The sequence below is a fragment of the Pseudomonas sp. 21 genome, from assembly GCF_000955805.1.
Lineage (GTDB): Bacteria > Pseudomonadota > Gammaproteobacteria > Pseudomonadales > Pseudomonadaceae > Pseudomonas.
This window is the reverse complement of record NZ_JYOA01000011.1, coordinates 74109-91513: the sequence shown is the minus strand read 5'-3', so window position 1 is coordinate 91513 and position 17405 is coordinate 74109. Positions and strand designations below refer to the sequence as shown.

At 66.6% G+C, this 17405-nt stretch carries 15 protein-coding genes; 5 read left to right on the top strand and 10 right to left on the bottom strand.

Annotated elements, in window-relative coordinates:
* Positions 1-12: 12 nt before the first annotated feature.
* Complete coding sequence (locus UB43_RS25950) at positions 13-447, bottom strand: response regulator (protein WP_045217159.1); 435 nt, start codon at positions 445-447, stop codon at positions 13-15.
* 155 nt (positions 448-602) lie between these two features.
* A complete protein-coding gene (locus UB43_RS25945; RefSeq protein WP_045217157.1) occupies positions 603-2498 on the bottom strand; it encodes a propionyl-CoA synthetase in 1896 nt (631 codons plus the stop codon).
* 292 nt (positions 2499-2790) lie between these two features.
* On the opposite strand from UB43_RS25945, the gene UB43_RS25940 reads away from it, so the two are divergent.
* Positions 2791-2970, top strand: a complete 180-nt coding sequence (locus UB43_RS25940) for a hypothetical protein (RefSeq protein ID WP_045217315.1) — start codon at positions 2791-2793, stop codon at positions 2968-2970.
* On the opposite strand, the gene UB43_RS25935 is transcribed toward UB43_RS25940, so the two are convergent.
* The 3 genes from UB43_RS25935 to UB43_RS25925 form a co-directional block, all read right to left on the bottom strand.
* The gene (locus UB43_RS25935) at positions 2971-4146 is read right to left on the bottom strand and encodes a multidrug effflux MFS transporter (protein ID WP_045217154.1); all 1176 of its coding nucleotides are present in this window, start codon (positions 4144-4146) and stop codon (positions 2971-2973) included.
* 199 nt (positions 4147-4345) lie between these two features.
* Complete coding sequence (locus tag UB43_RS25930) at positions 4346-7498, bottom strand: efflux RND transporter permease subunit (protein WP_045217151.1); 3153 nt, start codon at positions 7496-7498, stop codon at positions 4346-4348.
* 12 nt (positions 7499-7510) lie between these two features.
* Positions 7511-8695, bottom strand: coding sequence for an efflux RND transporter periplasmic adaptor subunit (locus UB43_RS25925; RefSeq protein ID WP_045217148.1), 1185 nt, complete (start codon positions 8693-8695; stop codon positions 7511-7513).
* A 155-nt stretch (positions 8696-8850) separates the two neighbouring features.
* Between UB43_RS25925 and UB43_RS25920 the strand changes: the two genes are divergently transcribed.
* Positions 8851-9483: a TetR family transcriptional regulator gene (locus UB43_RS25920; RefSeq protein ID WP_045217146.1), complete on the top strand. Its 633-nt coding sequence runs from the start codon at positions 8851-8853 to the stop codon at positions 9481-9483.
* A gap of 36 nt (positions 9484-9519) precedes the next feature.
* Here the strand turns inward: UB43_RS25920 and UB43_RS25915 are convergent, their stop codons facing one another.
* Entirely contained in the window at positions 9520-9717 is a 198-nt protein-coding gene (locus UB43_RS25915) for a heavy-metal-associated domain-containing protein (protein WP_045217143.1), read from the bottom strand.
* A 153-nt stretch (positions 9718-9870) separates the two neighbouring features.
* Between UB43_RS25915 and UB43_RS25910 the strand changes: the two genes are divergently transcribed.
* The 3 genes from UB43_RS25910 to cueR all read left to right on the top strand — a co-directional run bounded on the left by UB43_RS25910 (position 9871) and on the right by cueR (position 13309).
* Positions 9871-10350 (top strand): hypothetical protein, encoded by a 480-nt coding sequence (locus UB43_RS25910; protein WP_052969605.1) that lies wholly within the window; start codon positions 9871-9873, stop codon positions 10348-10350.
* A 103-nt stretch (positions 10351-10453) separates the two neighbouring features.
* On the top strand, positions 10454-12859 hold the full coding sequence (locus UB43_RS25905) for a heavy metal translocating P-type ATPase (protein ID WP_045217139.1): 2406 nt from the start codon (positions 10454-10456) through the stop codon (positions 12857-12859).
* A 48-nt stretch (positions 12860-12907) separates the two neighbouring features.
* Positions 12908-13309, top strand: coding sequence for a Cu(I)-responsive transcriptional regulator (gene cueR, locus UB43_RS25900; RefSeq protein WP_045217136.1), 402 nt, complete (start codon positions 12908-12910; stop codon positions 13307-13309).
* Positions 13310-13407: 98 nt separating this feature from the next.
* On the opposite strand, the gene UB43_RS25895 is transcribed toward cueR, so the two are convergent.
* From UB43_RS25895 to UB43_RS25880, 4 genes are all read right to left on the bottom strand, one after another.
* Entirely contained in the window at positions 13408-14292 is an 885-nt protein-coding gene (locus tag UB43_RS25895) for an EamA family transporter (protein ID WP_045217134.1), read from the bottom strand.
* Between the two features lie 329 nt (positions 14293-14621).
* Positions 14622-15173 carry a nucleotidyltransferase family protein gene (locus UB43_RS25890; protein WP_045217131.1) on the bottom strand — a complete coding sequence of 184 codons (552 nt, stop codon included), beginning with the start codon at positions 15171-15173 and terminating at the stop codon, positions 14622-14624.
* A gap of 5 nt (positions 15174-15178) precedes the next feature.
* Positions 15179-16075, bottom strand: coding sequence for a PA4780 family RIO1-like protein kinase (locus UB43_RS25885; protein WP_045217128.1), 897 nt, complete (start codon positions 16073-16075; stop codon positions 15179-15181).
* Positions 16076-16147: 72 nt separating this feature from the next.
* Positions 16148-17329: a two-component system response regulator gene (locus tag UB43_RS25880; RefSeq protein ID WP_045217125.1), complete on the bottom strand. Its 1182-nt coding sequence runs from the start codon at positions 17327-17329 to the stop codon at positions 16148-16150.
* Positions 17330-17405 lie beyond the last annotated feature (76 nt).

The window sequence follows — 17405 nt, the reverse complement described above, 5'->3', positions numbered from 1 at the left end:
CATGGCCCGCTCCTACAGGCTGTGGCTGAGTACATGTAGAAAGCTTGCCGGATCAACGGGTTTTGGCAGGAAATCCAGTACGTTCAACGACGCCTCGAAGAGGTCCTCCCCAAGATCAGTCCGCGCTGACAGCATGATGATCGGCAGGAAAGTGCCGGACTCGTTCAACTTCTGGATAAATGCCCGCCCCGGTCCGTCACGCTCCAACCCCAGGCCACTAATCAGCAGATCGATAGCCGCTTCTTCCCGCTGGATGCGTCGCAATGCCAATGCGGCGCTGCTGGCAGTCAGGCAACGCAGGTTGGCCCGTTCGATCAGGCGGCGGGTTCGGGCCAGCACCGCACGGTCGTCATCCACCAACAGCACCACGGGCCGCCTGGGCGCACGCGCCGTTATATCGCGCAGAGCCTGAAGCTCCTCGTCATTGAGGACAACGCGCTTGGACATGGGCGCAATACTACCGATAGAGGCCAGGTGACATCATTCTAGATGACGAACAGCCGGAATTCCTGCCGGACCAAGGTTTGGCGATAGACGTATAAAAAAGGGCCGCAACGAGTGCGGCCCTGGAAATACGCCGGCAGTGCCGGCGTCGTGGGATATCAGCCCGCCTTGGCGAGGCCGGCCTGACCGAGGCGTTCGGCTATCTCGCCGAGGATCGCCGGGTCGTCGATGGTGGAAGGTGGCGCATAGTTCTCGCCGTCGGCGATCTTGCGCAGCACGGCGCGCAGAATCTTGCCCGAGCGGGTCTTGGGCAGGCGCTTGACCACTACCGCGCGCTGGAAGCAGGCCAGCGCGCCGATGCGCTCGCGCACCAGCGCCACCAGCTCGCGCTGCAGGTTGGCCTCGGTCGCCTGCGCGCCATCCTTGAGCACCACCAGCCCCAACGGCACATGGCCCTTGAGGTCGTCCTGCACGGCGATCACCGCACACTCGGCGACCGCCTCGTGCAGCGCCAGCAGCTCTTCCATCTCGCCGGTGGAAAGGCGGTGGCCGGAGACGTTAATCACGTCGTCGGTGCGGCCCATGATGTAGACGAAGCCCTCCTCGTCCACATAGCCGCCGTCGCCGGTGTGGTAGTAGCCGGGGTAAGTCTTCAGGTACGCCTGCAGGTAGCGCGGGTGGTCGTTCCACAGCGTCTGCGCGCAGCCGGGCGGCAGTGGCAGGGCAATGACGATGGAGCCCTGCTCGTTCGGCCCGAGCAGCCGGCCCTCGTCGTCCACCACCTGCACGTGGTAACCGGGCACCGCGCGGTTGGTGGAGCCGGCGCGCAGGTCGTGGTCGCCCAGGCCGGTGCAGGGCGCGGTCACCGGCCAGCCGGTCTCGGTCTGCCACCAGTGGTCGTGTACCGGCTTGCCGGTGAGTTCCTCCAGCCAGTGCTGGGTGCTGCTGTCGAGTTTCTCGCCGGCCAGGAACAGGTGGCGCAGCGAGCTCAGGTCGTAGCGCCTGAGCAGTTCGCCTTGCGGGTCCTCCTTGCGGATCGCGCGGATCGCCGTGGGCGCGCAGAACAGGCTGTTGACCTTGTGCTCCTCGATCACCCGCCAGTAACTGCCGGCGTCGGGCGTGCGCACCGGCTTGCCCTCGTAGAACACCGTGGTGCAGCCGTTCATCAATGGCCCGTAAACGATCAGCGAATGACCGACCACCCAGCCGACGTCGGAAACACCCCACCAGACATCCCCCGGCTGCAGGCCGAAGATGGTCGGCAGCGCGTAACTCAGCGCCACCGCGTGGCCGCCGTTGTCGCGCACGATGCCCTTGGGTTTTCCCGTGGTGCCGGAGGTGTACATGATGTACAGCGGGTCGCCACTGGCGACTTCCACCGGGTCGGCCGGTTGCGCATGGGCCAGGGTTTCGCGCCAGTCGAGGTCGCGGCCGACCTGCAACTCGGCCATCGCCTGCGGGCGTTGCAGCACCAGCACGTGAGCCGGCTTGTGGGTGGCCAGTTCCAGGGCCTTGTCCACCAGCGGCTTGTATTCAATCACTCGCTCGAACTCCAGGCCGCAGGAGGCGGTCAGCACCAGCTTGGGCCTGGCATCGTCGATGCGCAGCGCCAGTTCGTGGGGCGCAAAGCCGCCGAAGACCACCGAGTGCACCGCACCGAGCCGGGCACAGGCGAGCATGGCCATGGCCGCCTGGGGCACCATTGGCATGTAGATGATCACCCCGTCGCCCTTCTCCACCCCCAGCGCGCGCAGCGCGCCAGCCAGGCGTGCGACTTCATCGCGCAGCTCCAGATAGCTGAAGCGCTGCTGGGTCGTGGTCACGGGGGAGTCGTAGATCAGCGCGGCCTGGTTGCCGCGGCCCAGTTCGATCTGCCGGTCGAGGGCGAGGTAGCAGGTATTCAGGCGACCATCGGCGAACCAGCGGTGGCTGCCGTCGGGCAGGGCTTGCAGGGTTTCCTGCGGCGCGCGGTACCAGGCCACGCGGCCGGCCTGCTCGGCCCAGAAGGCGGAAGGCTCCGCGATGGAGCGGTCATGGGACTGCCGGTAACTCATCGTCACTGCCTCTTATTGTTGTTATCGAGGTCGAACAACGAGTATGGACGGGGATCGCCACCCCACCATCAACCTTTGGTCGTAGTCCTGCCGCGCGCCCCGGCAGTAATGCTTTGCAGGATTTTTCAGCGAAGCGGCGCAACGGCGGACGGGACGCTCTGGCACGATGGCTGGAGGTTATTCCGGCAGCGCCGCCACCGCATGTCGGCGACCACAAGTCGCACCCGCTGCCGCCATGTGACAGGACTACACTGAGAGTCCCTTTTCACCTGACAGCACAGGGGTGAGCACTGTGAACATCCTCGTCCGTCCGTCCCGCTTGCGCAAAGACCAGCCGTGGGAAGTCTGCCTCGACCAGCAGGCCGTGGGCTTCCGCAGCGAACTCGAGGCGCGCAGCTTCGTCGCTACCCTCGAAGCACGCCTGAAGGCCCCGCACCGACTACCCGAGCTGGTGCAGCGCGCCGCCAGCTGATCAGGCCGCGCGTTCGCTGATCTGCCCGCTCAGCCAGCCGAGCACCGCGGCCACCAGGCCGCAGACGGTGATGACCACCGCCATCGGCAGTGCCGAGCCGTCGTGCAATGCACCGACCAGCGCCGAAGCGCCAGCCGCGACAGTGAACTGCAGGCTGCCCATCAGCGCCGAAGCGCTGCCCGCGTGCCGACCCTGGCTGGCCATGGCGCAGGCCGACGAGTTGGGCATCAGGAAGCCCAGGCTGGCGATGGCGCCGAACAGCGGCACCAGCAGCGGCCACAGGTGTTCAGGCTTGGCCAGGGTGATCGCCAGCAGTGCCACGCCGCAGCCGAAGTACACCCACACCGCCCGGCGCAGCCAGAATCCCGGCCCGCGATAGCGCAGCAGCCGCGCGTTGACCTGCGCCATCAGGATGAAGCCCGCGGCGTTACTGCCGAAGATCCAGCCGTAATGCTCGGCCGGCACACCGTAGAGTTCGATGAAGACGAAGGGCGAACCGGCGATGTAGGAGAACATCCCGGCAATGGCGACCCCGCCGGTGAGCGCATAGGTGATGAAGGAACGGTCACGGAACAGCGCGCGATACTGCTTCAGAGCGCCGCGCAGCGGCGGGCGCGGCCCGCTCGGGATGGTCTCCGGCAGCCACAGCGCAATAGCGCCGCCAGCCAGGGCGCTGAACAGCGTCAGGGTGTAGAAGATCGACTGCCAGCCGGACAGGCTCAGCAGCAGCCCGCCGCCCAGCGGCGCGAGGATCGGCGCCAGGCCCATCACCAGCATCAGTTGCGAGAAGGCCTTGGCGGCGGCAATCGGGTCGCACAGGTCGCGCACCACAGCCCGCGAGATCACCATTCCCGCGCAACCACCCAGGGCCTGGACGAAGCGCGCGCCGATCAGCCATTCCAGGTTGGGCGCGAAGGCGCAGGCGAGCGACGCCAGGGTGAAGATGCTCACCCCCAGCAGCAGCGGGATGCGCCGGCCGATGCGGTCGGCCAGCGGGCCATAGAGCAGCTGGCCGATGGCGAGGCCGGCGAAGTACGCCGACAGGCTCAGCTGGATGTGTTCGACGTCGGTACCGAAGGCCTGCGCCAGCGCCGGGAAGCTGGGCAGGTAGAAGTCGATGGCCATGGGCCCGAAGGCGCTGAGGGCGCCGAGGATCAGCAGGATGCGGAGGTTCATGGATCACCTGGTCACACGCCTCCGCCGAAGGACGGCTGAAGCCGCGGGCAGGCAGGTGTGGCTAACGGATTGGTGCGCAATGATGGCGCGGCGAAGCCATGCATTGTGGCGTTCACCAAAAAATTAGCAAGCTCCCTAAGCAACTCCCGAAACAAAGGGAGAAGCGGGTCCGGCCGCGCCGGCCGAACCCGCTTTCGCATCAGCCTTCGTGCGCACCCTCTGGCTCGGGCTTGGCCTTGCTCTTGCGGCCGCTGAGCTTGTCGGCGGCCGACTCCACGAGCATGTAGAACATCGGGATGAGGAAGGTCGCCAGCAGGGTCGCGGCGAGCATCCCGCCGATCACCCCGGTGCCGATGGAGTGACGGCTCGCGGAGCCGGCGCCGGTGCTGATGGCCAGCGGCACGCAACCCAGGATGAAGGCCAGCGAGGTCATCACGATCGGGCGGAAGCGCAGCTTGGCCGCCTCCAGCGCGGCTTCGACCGGGCCCATGCCCTGCTCTTCGCGGCACAGCACGGCGAACTCGATGATCAGGATGGCGTTCTTCGCCGCCAGGCCGATCAGGGTCACCAGGCCGACCTGGAAGTAGACGTCGTTATCCAGCCCGCGCAGCCAGATCGCCAGGATCGCTCCGAACACCGCGAAGGGCACCGCGGTGACCACCGCCAGCGGCAGGGTCCAGCGCTCGTACTGCGCCGCGAGGATGAGGAACACCAGGATCAGGCCGAAGATGAACGCGGTACTGCCCGAGCCCTGGGTCGCCAACTCCTGGTAGGCCGAGCCGATCCAGGCCAGGGTGTAGTCCTGCCCCAGTACCTGGTTGGCCACTTCCTGCATCGCCGCCAGCGACTGGCCGGAGCTGTAGCCCGGAGCCGGGCCGCCGAGCAGCTTGGCCGCCGGGAATACGTTGAAGCGTGCGTAGGAGTCCGGACCGAGGATGCGCTTGACCGAGACCAGGGTGGTCAACGGCACCAGGTCGCCCGTGGACGACCGCACGAAGACCTGGCTCAGGTCGTCCGGCTTGCGGCGGAACTCCGGCTCCGACTCCAGGGTGACCTGCCAGGTGCGCCCGTAGAGGGTGAAGTCGTTGACGTAGTAACTGCCGAAGGTGGACTGCATGGCGGTGAACACGTCGTTGATCGCCACGCCCAGGGAGCGCGCCTTGGTGCGGTCCAGGTCGATGTAGTACTGCGGCACGTTGGCGTTGAAGGTGGTATTGACCCCCGCCAGTTCCGGACGCTTGGCCGCGGCGGCGAGGAACTTCATGGTCACCTCTTCCAACTGCTCGGAGGTGCCGCCACTGCGATCCTGGATGTAGGCTTCGAAGCCGCCAGTGGTACTCATGCCGGTGATCGGCGGCGGGTTGAACGACATCACCACGCCGTCTTCCTGGCCCGCGCCCATCTTCATGAATTCATGGGTCAGGTTGCGCGCGTCCAACTCGGGAGTGGTGCGCTCCTTCCAGTCCTTGAGCGGTACGAAGGACACCCCGGCGTTGCTGCGCGTGCCGAAGGTCAGGATGTCGAAGCCGGCGAAGGTCACCACGTCCTGCACCGCCGGGTGCTTCATCAGCTCGTGGGTCACATCGCTGGTGAGTTTCTCGGTACGGGTCAGCGAAGCCGCCGGCGGCAGGAAGTAGGCATTGAGCACGTAGCCCTGGTCTTCGTCGGGGACGAGCGAGCCGGGCACCCGGCCGAACAGGATGACCAGCAGGGCGATCATCCCGCCAAACAGCAGCAGGCCGAGCGCCGCGCGCTTGAGGAAGAACTGCACGCCGGCGCCATAACCATTGGTGGCGCTCTCGAACATGCGGTTGAACCAGCGGAACGGCGCGGCCGGCTCCTTGTGCTCGGGCTTGAGGATCAGCGCGCAGAGCGCCGGCGAAAGCGTCAACGCGACGATGCCGGAAATCACCACCGACACGGCGATAGTGATCGCGAACTGTTTGTACATCTGCCCGGCCAGGCCGCCGAGGAACCCGACGGGAATGAACACCGCGCAGAGCACCAGCACGATGGCGACGATCGGCCCGGTCACTTCCTCCATCGCCTTGATCGCCGCCTCCTTGGGTCCGAGCTTCTCGGTTCGCATCACCCGCTCGACGTTCTCCAGCACCACGATGGCGTCGTCCACCACGATGCCGATCGCCAGCACCATGCCGAACAGCGACAGCAGGTTGATGGAGAAGCCCATCAGGTACATGCCGGCGAAGGTGCCGACCAGCGAGACGGGAATCGCCAGCACAGGGATCAGCGTGGCGCGGATGCTCTGCAGGAACACGAAGACCACGACCATCACCAGGATCAGCGCCTCGATGAAGGTGTGGATCACCTCCTCGATGGAGACCTGCACGAAGATGGTGGTGTCGTAGGGAATCTTGTAGGTGATGCCCTGGGGGAAGCGCTTGGCCATGGCGTCCATGTGGTCGCGCACGGCCTGGGCGGTATCCAGCGCGTTGGCGCCCGGCTGCAGGTAGATACCGAAGGCGGCGTTCTGCTGGCCGTTCAGGGAAGTCACCAGGGAGTAGTCCTGCGCCCCCAGCTCGACCCGCGCCACGTCCTTGAGCAGCAGGCTGGCGCCGGTGGAGTCGCTGCGCAGGATGATGCTCTCGAACTCCTTGGGATCGGTGAACCGCCCCTGGGCGGTGGCCATGTAGGTGAAGTCCTGCGGCTCCTTCATCGGCTGCTGGCCAAAGCTGCCGGCGGCGAACTGCGAGTTCTGTTCGCGGATCGCGCTCGCCACGTCCGAAGGCGTCATGTTGTATTGCGCCAGCTTGTCCGGCCGCAGCCAGATGCGCATGGAGTAGTCCTTGGAGCCGAACTGGCTGACGTCGCCGACGCCGGGAATCCGCTTGAGGTCGTCGATCACGTTGATCAGCGCGTAGTTGCTGATGAAGATCGGGTCGCGGGAGTTGTCCGGCGAGAACAGGGTCACCACCTGCAGGATGTCGGAGGACTTCTTCTCCACCTGCACGCCCTGCCGACGGACTTCTTCAGGCAGCTTGGCCAGCGCGGCCTGCACCTTGTTGTTGACGTCGATGGTGGCCTGGTCAGGGTCAGTGCCCACCTCGAAGTACACGGTCAGGCTCATGGCGCCACTGCTGTCGGAGTTGGACAGCTGGTAGATCATGCCCTCCACGCCGTTGATTTCCTGCTCCAGCGGAGCGGCCACGGTTTCGGCAATCACCTGGGAGCTGGCGCCGGGGTACGCGGCGGAAACCGACACCTGCGGCGGTACGATTTCCGGGTACTGGGCGATGGGCAGCGCTCGCATGGCAACAAGGCCCGCGAGCAGGATCACGATGGAAATCACCATCGCGAACACAGGACGTTCGATGAAGAAGCGCGAGATCACGATGGGCGCTCCTTAGGACTGTGCCTGGGCGGGTTGCGTCGCGGGCGCCTCTGGCGCTGCCTCGCTGGCTTTCACCGGCTGATCCGGTTTCACCTTGGGGATGCCTTCGACGATCACGTGGTCGCCGTCGTCCACGCCGGCATCGATGATCCAGCGGCCGTTCACGGTCTTTGAGGTGGTCACCTGGCGCACGCGGGCAAAGCCGTCCTTGTCCACCACGTAGACGAAGGTGCCGCGCGGGCCCTGGGCCAGAGCACGCTCGGGCAGGGTCACGGCGTTGCTCTGGGTGATGCCGGTGATCAGGATGCGCACGAACTGGCCGGGGATCAGCAGGTTATGCGGATTGGGCACCACGGCGCGGGCATTCACGGTGCCGGTGCCGGTGTTGACGAAGCTGTCGGTGAAATCGACGACACCTTCGATGGGGTACTTGCTGCCGTCGCCAAAACGCAGCTCGGCAGTCAGCTTGCCGTCCTTGGGCAGGATGTAGCGTCCGCTCTTCACGCCGTCGTTCATCTGCGCGGCCTGGGTGTCGGGATAGGCGAAATTGACGTACACCGGGTCGAGCTGGGTGAGCTTGGTCAACAGGCTGGAGTTCGGATCGCTGGCCGCGACCAGGCTACCTTCCGAACGCACCTCCTTGCTCGCCATGCCGGAGATCGGCGCGGTGACCGTGGTGTAGTTCAGGTCGATCTGCTTGGCCTGGACGTTGGCCTTGGCAGCCTCGACGTCGGCCTTGGCCTGTTCGAAATCGGAGACGTAGCGATCCAGTTCGCTTTCGCTGGCGAAGCCCTTGGCCTGCAGTTCGCGGATACGCTTGAGGTCACGCTCGGTCTGCCGGTAGCGCGCCTGGGTCTGCGCCAGCGAGCCCTTGGCCTGGGCCAGCGCAGCCTGATAGGGGCGCGGGTCGATGCGGAACAGCACCTGGCCTTCCTTCACCGGCCGACCTTCCTCGTAGGTGCGACGCTGCAGGATGCCGCTGACCTGGGCGCGCACTTCTACTTCGCGGTAGCCGGCGGTCCGCGCGGCGTATTCGAACGTCAGGGGTACCGGTGCGCTCTTGGCCACTTCGACTGTCACTGCCGGGGGCGGAGGCGCTGTCGTAGCCGGTTTGTCTTCGGCCTGGGCCCAGGCAGCGAACAGGACTGGCAACCCAACGACGACAAACGCGGCGGGCAAACGACGGGCAAACGGCATGTAACCTCTCCATGGAAATGACTGACGGCGGAACCCCAAGGGACGACGACGGTGTGGCTTTTACCTGCGTCAGTGTCTGTAAAGCACTGTTAGCGCAATAAAATCAGTAAACTGGCTGTCACCCAGTGATCCTAGCCTGTATACCAGCAAGCGCCATGCGAAGAACTAAAGAAGATTCGGAACGAACCCGTCAGACGATTCTCGACTCGGCTGAAGGCCTTTTCTTTGCGAAAGGCGTCTCAAATACGAGTCTGGAAGAGATCGCGCGCGCCGCTGGCGTTACCCGCGGAGCGGTGTACTGGCACTTCCAGAACAAGGCGCACCTGTTCAACGACATGCTCAACCAGGTCCGCCTGCCGCCCGAGCAACTGGCGCAACGGCTGTCCGGTTGCGACGGTCACGACCCGATCGAATCGCTGTTCCAGCTCAGTGTGGAAGTGGTCGAGAACCTCGCCCGCGACGAGCAGCGGCGGCGCATCCTCACCATCCTCCTGCAGCGCTGCGAGTTCACCGATGAACTGCGCGACGCCGAGGAGCGCCACAACCAGTTTGTCCGGCAGTTCATCGAGCTTTGCGAGCAGCTGTTCAACCGCGAGGATTGCCGCACGCGGCTGATGCCCGGCGTGACGCCCAAGATTGCCTCGCGCGCGGTGCACGCGATGATCTTCGGCCTGCTCAGCGACTGGCTGCGCGACCCGGCCCTGTTCGACCCACTGCAGGAAACCCGCGAACTGTTCGACGCCGTGTTCCGTGGCCTGGTGCGCGACTGGCACCCGGCACAGGCGTAAGGGCCGGCGGAACGCCGGCCCGGCGGGGATGAAACCTCAGGCCGCCTCGGCCTCGTAGCCTTCCTCGCGGATCGCCGCGAGGATCGCGGGTTCGTCCAGTCGGCTGGCGACGCGGACTTCACCGGCGCCCAAGTCGACCTGCACGTCCGCCGCGGCGTCCAGCGCCTGTACCGCCTGGGTGATGGCCCGCACGCAGTGGCCGCAACTCATGCCTTTGACAGTGAAGGTATGCATGGAATCTCTCCTCTGATGGGTTGAAGCATTGGATGCAGTCTCGACCTTGCCACCGTGGCAAGGTCAAGCCTCTCGCGTTGCACTCGTCTTGCACTTGTCCTACGTCAGGCTCTCAGCCAAGCTGCGGAAACAGCTGACTCGTCGGAGAACGCCATGCGCCGTTCCCTTTTAATCGCCGCCGGCTTCGCCGCCGCCCTGCCCTTCGCCGGCCTGCCTTTGGGTGCCTGGGCCGATGGCATGCCCGAGGAGCCCTCGGCGCCGCCCGTGCCCACTTCCCCGGCCACGCCACCAAGTACGCCCGGCTCCTGGCCGGTGCCCGACGCCCAGCCGGTGGCCTATGCCGTGCTGATCGTCAGCCGCGAACGGCTGGATACCGGCACCGCCTGCGACATCGACCTGTATGTGCAGGACGAAAAGGTCTCGCGCCTGCAACCCGAAGGCGAAATCGCCCTCAACCTGCCGCCGGGCGAGGTCTCCCTGCGCCTGCAGACCGCCAACTCCGGCCTCTGCCGCAGCGGCATCCAGCCGCTGCGTGCCCAATCCGTGCAGCTCCATGCCGGCGAGGTACGCAAGTTCCGTATCGCCAACAGCGAGAGCGGGCTGTATCTCATGCCGGTCTCCAGCGGCGGCTGATCCCGGCCTCGGCTTTGACCTGCGGCAAGCTGGCAGCGAACGAGGGTTGACCTTGCCCTCGTGTCAAGGTTGATGCTATCGGGGAACTTCAGGGAGAAGCCCCATGAACAGCGCCAGCCCCATCGAACTTGACCTGCCCGTTTCCGGGATGACCTGCGCCAGTTGCGCAGGCCGGGTCGAGCGCGCCCTGCGCAAAGTGCCCGGCGTGCAGGACGCCAGCGTCAACCTCGCCAGCGAACAGGCCCGCGTGCAGCTGGCCGGCCCATCCGGCGGTGACACCCTGCCGGCGCTGGTGGCTGCCGTCGAACAGGCCGGCTACCAGGTACCCGCCCACAGCCTGGAACTGGCCATCGAAGGCATGACCTGCGCCAGCTGCGTCGGCCGTGTCGAGCGCGCCCTGAACAAGGTTCCCGGCGTGCGCTCGGCCAGCGTCAACCTGGCCAGCGAGCGCGCCCATGTCGAACTGCTCGGCGCGCTGGACACCGCCACGCTGATCGCCGCCGTCGACAAGGCCGGCTACAAGGCCCGCCCCATCGAACCCGATCAGCCCGCCGTGGACCCGGCCGTGGCACGCCTGGCGCGCGAGCGCTGGTGGCTGGCTGCTGCCATCCTGCTGTCCCTGCCGCTGGTGCTGCCGATGATCGGCGACTGGTTCGGCCAGCACTGGATGCTGCCGGCCTGGGCGCAATTCCTCCTCGCCACGCCCGTGCAGTTCCTTATCGGCGCGCGCTTCTACGTGTCCGCCTACAAGGCCGTGCGCGCCCGCAGTGGCAACATGGACCTGCTGGTCGCCCTCGGCACCAGCGCCGGCTATGGCCTGAGCCTGTACCTCTGGTACGCCGCGGCTCCCGGGCAAATGCCGCACCTGTACTTCGAAGCCAGCGCCGTGGTCATTACCCTGATCCTGCTCGGCAAGTACCTGGAAAGCCGCGCCAAGCGCCAGACCGCCGCCGCCATCCGCGCCCTGGAAGCCCTGCGCCCGGAGCGCGCCACCCGCGTGCGTGACGGCGTAGAGGAGGACGTCGCCATCGCCGAACTGCGCCTGGGTGACGAAGTGCTGGTGCGTCCCGGTGAACGCTTCCCGGTGGACGGCGAAGTCCTCGCCGGGCAGAGCCACGCCGACGAAGCCCTGATCACCGGCGAAAGCCTGCCGGTGCCCAAGGACGTCGGCGATCCGGTCACCGGCGGCGCCATCAATGGCGAAGGCGTGCTGCGCGTGAAGACCACCGCGCTGGGCGGCGAGACCGTGCTGGCGCGCATCATCCGCCTGGTGGAAGACGCCCAGGCGGCCAAGGCGCCGATCCAGAAGCTGGTGGACAAGGTCAGCAACGTGTTCGTCCCGGTGGTGATCGGCATCGCGCTGGTCACCCTGGTCGGCTGGCTGATCGCCGGCGCCGGCTGGGAACAGGCGCTGATCAACGCCGTGGCCGTGCTGGTCATCGCCTGCCCCTGTGCCCTTGGCCTGGCCACACCGACCGCGATCATGGCCGGCACCGGCGTGGCAGCCAGGCACGGCATCCTGATCAAGGACGCCGAAGCCCTGGAAGTCGCCCACGCCGTGACTGCCGTGGCCTTCGACAAGACCGGCACCCTCACCTCCGGCCAGCCGCGCATCACCAATCTCGCGGCGCAAGGCGACGAGGCCGAAGCCCTGGCCCTGGCCGGCGCCCTGCAACGCGGCAGCGAGCATCCGCTGGCCAAGGCCGTGCTGGATGAGTGCGCCGCGCGCGGGCTGAGCCCCGCTGCCGCCGAGGCTACCCAGGCGCTCACCGGGCGCGGCATCCAGGGTCGCGTGGGAGACCGCCTGCTCGCCCTGGGCAACCGGCGGATGCTCGACGAAGCGCAACTGCCACCCGGCGGGTTGGCCGACTCCGCCACGCAGTGGGAAGCAGAGGGCCGCACCTTGTCCTGGCTCATCGAGCGCGAACCGCACGCCCGCGTAATCGCCCTGTTCGCCTTCGGCGACAGCCTCAAGGAAGGCGCGAAAACCGCCATCGACGCCCTGCGCGAACGCGGTATCGGCAGCCACCTGATCACCGGCGACAACCGTGGCAGCGCCAAGGTCGTGGCCGATGCCCTGGGCCTGGACGATGTGCACGCCGAAGTACTGCCCGGCGACAAGGCCGCCGTGGTCGGCGCGCTGCGCAAGGAAGGGAAAGTCGTGGCGATGGTCGGCGACGGCATCAACGACGCCCCGGCACTGGCCGCCGCAGACGTGGGCATCGCCATGGGCGGCGGCACCGACGTCGCCATGCACGCCGCCGGCATCACCCTGATGCGCGGCGACCCGCGCCTGGTTCCGGCGGCGCTGGACATCTCCCGGCGCACCTACGCGAAAATCCGCCAGAACCTGTTCTGGGCCTTCATCTACAACCTGGTGGGCATCCCGCTGGCCGCCTTCGGCCTGCTCAACCCCATGGTCGCCGGCGCGGCGATGGCCGCCTCCAGCGTCAGCGTGGTGAGCAACGCCCTGCTGCTCAAGCGCTGGAAGCCACAGGATCAGAAATGACCTTGCCGCCCCCGAACCATCGGGGGCGGCCGTTCAAGAGGAATCGGCATGAACATCGGCGAAGCGGCGAAGAAGAGCGGCCTGACCGCGAAGATGATCCGCTACTACGAATCCACCGGCCTGCTCGCCCCCGCCGGCCGCAGCGCCAGCGGCTACCGGCACTACAGCGAGCAGGACCTGCACACCCTGGCCTTCATCCGCCGCTCGCGGGACTTCGGCTTCTCCCTGGAGGAAGTCGGCCACCTGCTCGCCCTCTGGCAGGATCGCCAGCGCGCCAGCGCCGACGTCAAGGCCCTGGCCGCCCGGCACATCGACGAACTCAACCGCAAGATCGCCGAACTGAGCAGCCTGCGCGACACGCTGCAGGAGCTGAGCGACCACTGCCAGGGCGACCACCGGCCGGACTGCCCGATTCTCAAGGACCTGGAGTCGGGGACGTGCTGTCACTGATCTGCTTTTCGTAGGAGCGAGCTCGCTCGCGAACAGAGCCTGCTGCGACGCTGAGCCGGTTCGCAAGCAAGCTCGCGCCTACAGGTAAGGGATGCTCCCTAGGCGTTCGCCACCGCGCGGCGCCGCCATAGCGAGGCCGGCAGCACCGTCACGGCGAGGCCGATGAAGACCAGCACGCAGGCCATCCAGTCCTGGGTGGTGAGGTCTTCGCCGAGGAACAGCCAGCCCGACAGCAGCCCGGACACCGGCACGGCCAGCGCGAAGGGCGTGACCTGGCTGGCCGGGTAGCGGCGCAGCAGGAAGCTCCACAGGCCGAAGCCGACGGTGGTGGCGAGGAAGGCGATATAGAGCAGCGCGCCAGCGCCGGTCCAGTTGATGTTCAGCACGGCGTGCTCGATGGCTTCCGGACCTTCGAAGATCCACGACAGCACCAGCAGCGGCAACGGTGGGATCAGGCTGACCCAGCTGATCAGGCGCAGCATGTCACTGGCGCCGGAGCGCTTGGTGGCGATGTTGGAGAAGGCCCAGGCCAGAGCGGCAGCGATCACCAGCAGGAAGGCCACCAGACTATCGCCCATGGGGCGCTCCAGGCCGATCAGCAGCAGGCCGCCGGCAGCCAGCGCCAGGCCGATCAGAGCGCGCGCGCTGGGACGCTCACCGAGGAAGGCGGCGGCGATCAGCACGGTGAAGAACACCTGGCTCTGCAGCACCAGCGACGACAGGCCTGCCGGCATGCCGATGTGCATGCCGACGAACAACAGGCCGAACTTGACCACGCCCAGCAGCACGCCGATCTGCACGATGCGCCAGAACGCTGCCGGCAGCGGACCACGCAGGAAGATCAGCGGCAGCGCTGCCAGGGCGAAGCGCAGGGCGCAGAACAGCAGAGGCGGGAAGTCATGCAGGCCGACCTTGATCACGACGAAGTTGACACCCCAGATCAGGGTGACCAGCAAGGCGAGGAGGACGTGGCGAAGGGGCATGTCAGAGCGCTCGGGGTGGGATGAAGGAAAATTACCAGTCCACGCCTGAAATGTATGGATACAGTTGCGGCCTTACAGTTTTCCGGGCAGCTCTCGGTAGTCCGTGGAGAAGGGTTTTGTAGGAGCGGAGCTAGCCCGACCTACCCTCCATTCCGCGCTCCTTACGCCCGAGAACACCCCGAACGCGGGAAAGGGCTCTGAGACGTCGCGGACGAATCCACTCCTACGAGAACGGGAGCGACGGCGCTGACCTGTAGGAGCGAGCTTGCTCGCGAACTGCCTAATGCCGGAACCGCGTCGGAAAATCTGGTTCGCGAGCAAGCTCGCTCCTACAGGGGCTCGATACGTAGCTTCGGCCAGCGCACCGGCCAGTTCTTGGCAGCGAGGCGTGCGCGGTAGATGTCTGGCTTGCGGCGGAAGTGCTCGGTAGGCCGGACGCGTAGCGCCCGGATATCGTCGATGCCCAGTGGCGCCAGCAATTGCAGGGACTCGTCGCTCAGCCGAACGGCCACAGCGGTACAGACTTCTGGCCAATGGCACATTGCGTCGGCGCAATCGCGGTAGGGCGAATCGCCGTTGCGCAGATGCATCCGCGCCTGGTTACGCACGGACCAGGGCACGCCGGGGCAGGCTTCCTGCAACCGGCGCTCCCAGGCGTAATCCGCCTCGGGCTCCAGGCAGTCGGCAGAGAAATACAGCACGTCGATATCGCTGAATGGCGTGGGTTCGTTATAGCCATGCAAGGCGTCCCACACGGCATTGCGCACGAAACCCGCCGCAATCCAGGCGCCCGCCGGGCCGTGATCGCGCACCACGCGCAGCAGGTGCAGGCGTTCGGGTTGCCCGGCGATCAGTGCAAGAAGCTCCGACTCGCCGGGCAATGGGCTCAGGCCTGCTCCCACGGCGGGGGCGGCGGCTCGTCGCGTTGCTGCGGGGCGTCCTGGGCGGCACGGCCGGCTTCGCGGCGTTCCTGCTCGCGCATGGCCTCGGCAATTTCCCGCAGCACCGAATCCACGTCCGCCTCGTCTTCCGGATCATCGAAGTGCCCGGTCAGCGGGGTGTCCGGCTGCAGCTTGCCGTCCTCGTAGAGGGCCCACATTTCCTTGGCGTAGTGGGTGTACTTGAGCTCCGGGGCGAAGCGGCCGAAGTAGGCGGCCATGTTGCCCACGTCGCGCTCGAGCATGCGGAAGGCGTGGTTGTTGCCGGCGGCGTCCACGGCCTGCGGCAGGTCGATGATCACCGGGCCGTCCGGGCCGACCAGCACGTTGAATTCCGACAGGTCGCCGTGCACCAGGCCCGCGCAGAGCATCATGACGATCTGGCGGATGAGGAATTCGTGGAAGTCGCGGGCCAGCTCGGGCTCCATCACCACGTCGTTCAGGCGCGGCGCGGCGTCGCCCTCTTCGTCGGCGACCATCTCCATCAGCAGTACGCCGTCGAGGAAATCATAAGGCTTGGGTACGCGTACCCCGGCATTGGCCAGGCGGAACAGCGCAGCCACCTCGGCGTTCTGCCAGGCGTCTTCCTGTTCCTTGCGGCCGTACTTGGTGCCCTTGGCCATGGCGCGGGCCTGGCGGCTGTTGCGTACCTTGCGGCCTTCCTGGTACTCGGCGGCCTGGCGGAAGCTGCGCTTGTTGGCTTCCTTGTAGACCTTGGCGCAGCGCAACTCGGCGCCGCAGCGCACCACGTAGACCGCTGCTTCCTTGCCGCTCATCAGCGGGCGCAATACTTCATCGATCAGGCCGTCTTCGATCAACGGCTCCAGGCGTTTCGGGGTTTTCATCAGGCTTCCTGGCGTACCTCTCTGGGGCGCTGCGCTCCTTATACGGCAATCCTCGACAACCGCCCAGCGCGATCAGGGTTCAGGCGGCGTCAGCTCGATGCTTTCCACCACCGCATCTTCCAGCCGCTGCAATTCCAGCCCCAGCGCCTCGTCGCTGTCGGCGTAGCGCTGGGCGATGTTGGCGAAGCCTTCGGCGACCTCGCCGAAGGCTTCGGCCACGCGCGGGTCGAACTGGTTGCCGGCGCCGGCCTTGATGCGCCCGGCGGCCTCCTCCGGGGTCAGCGAGGTGCGGTAGGCGTGGCGGCAGGTGAGTTCGTCATAGCAGTCGATCAGCGCCAGCATCCGCGCACCCAGGGGAATCTGCTCGCCGGCCAGGCCCTCGGGGAATCCGCTGCCGTCCCAGTGTTCGTGGTGGCTGTAGGCTATTTCCTTGGCGAATCGCAGAAACTCCGCCGGCGAGCCCAGCTTGCGTTCGGCTGCCGCCAGGGCGTCGCGACCGACGGTGGTGTGGCTCTCGAGGATCAGCCGGTCGGCCTCTTCCAGCTGGCCGGGGCTGTGCAGGATACGGTCGGGCACGGCGACCTTGCCGATATCGTGCAGCTGCGCCGAGCGCACCAGCAACTCGATGTTCTCCACCGACAGCTCGGCGGCGAACTCGTCGTGCAGGGACAGCGCACTACCCAGCAGGCGCATGTAGTGCTCGATTCGCACCAGATGGTTGCTGTGAGGGTTGTCGCGCAGGTCGCAGAGGGTCGCCATGGCTTCCAGGGTGGCGTCCTGGATGGCCTGCAGTTCGCGCGCGCGGCGGCGCACTTCCAGCTCCAGGTATTCGCTCTTGTCGCGCAGGAAGTCGGAGTTGGCCTTGAGGTTCAGGTGGGCGCGGATGCGCGCCAGGGTGACCGGCGGGCTGATCGGCTTGGTCAGGTAGTCCACCGCACCCAGGTCCAGGCCCTTCTGTTCGTCGGCGGCGCTGACCATGCCGGTGAGGAAGATCACCGGGATGTCGCGGGTCAACGGGTCGGCCTTGAGCTGGCGGCAGACTTCGTAGCCGTCCATCTCCGGCATCATGATGTCGAGCAGCACCAGGTCCGGGCGCGGGTCGCTCTGCATCAGGCGCAGCGCCTTCGGCCCGCTGGCGGCGACACGCACCTGGTAGCGGTCCATGAGCAGCTCGCTCATGAGCATCAGGTTGTCGGGCTGATCGTCCACCACCAGGATCATTTCCTGCTCCGGGCGGTCCAGCATGCTATCCATTGCAACTCCTCGCATCGGTCAGATTCGTGACATGCCATTGGGGGATCGGACCACGGCCTTGCCCGCGTGTTCATAC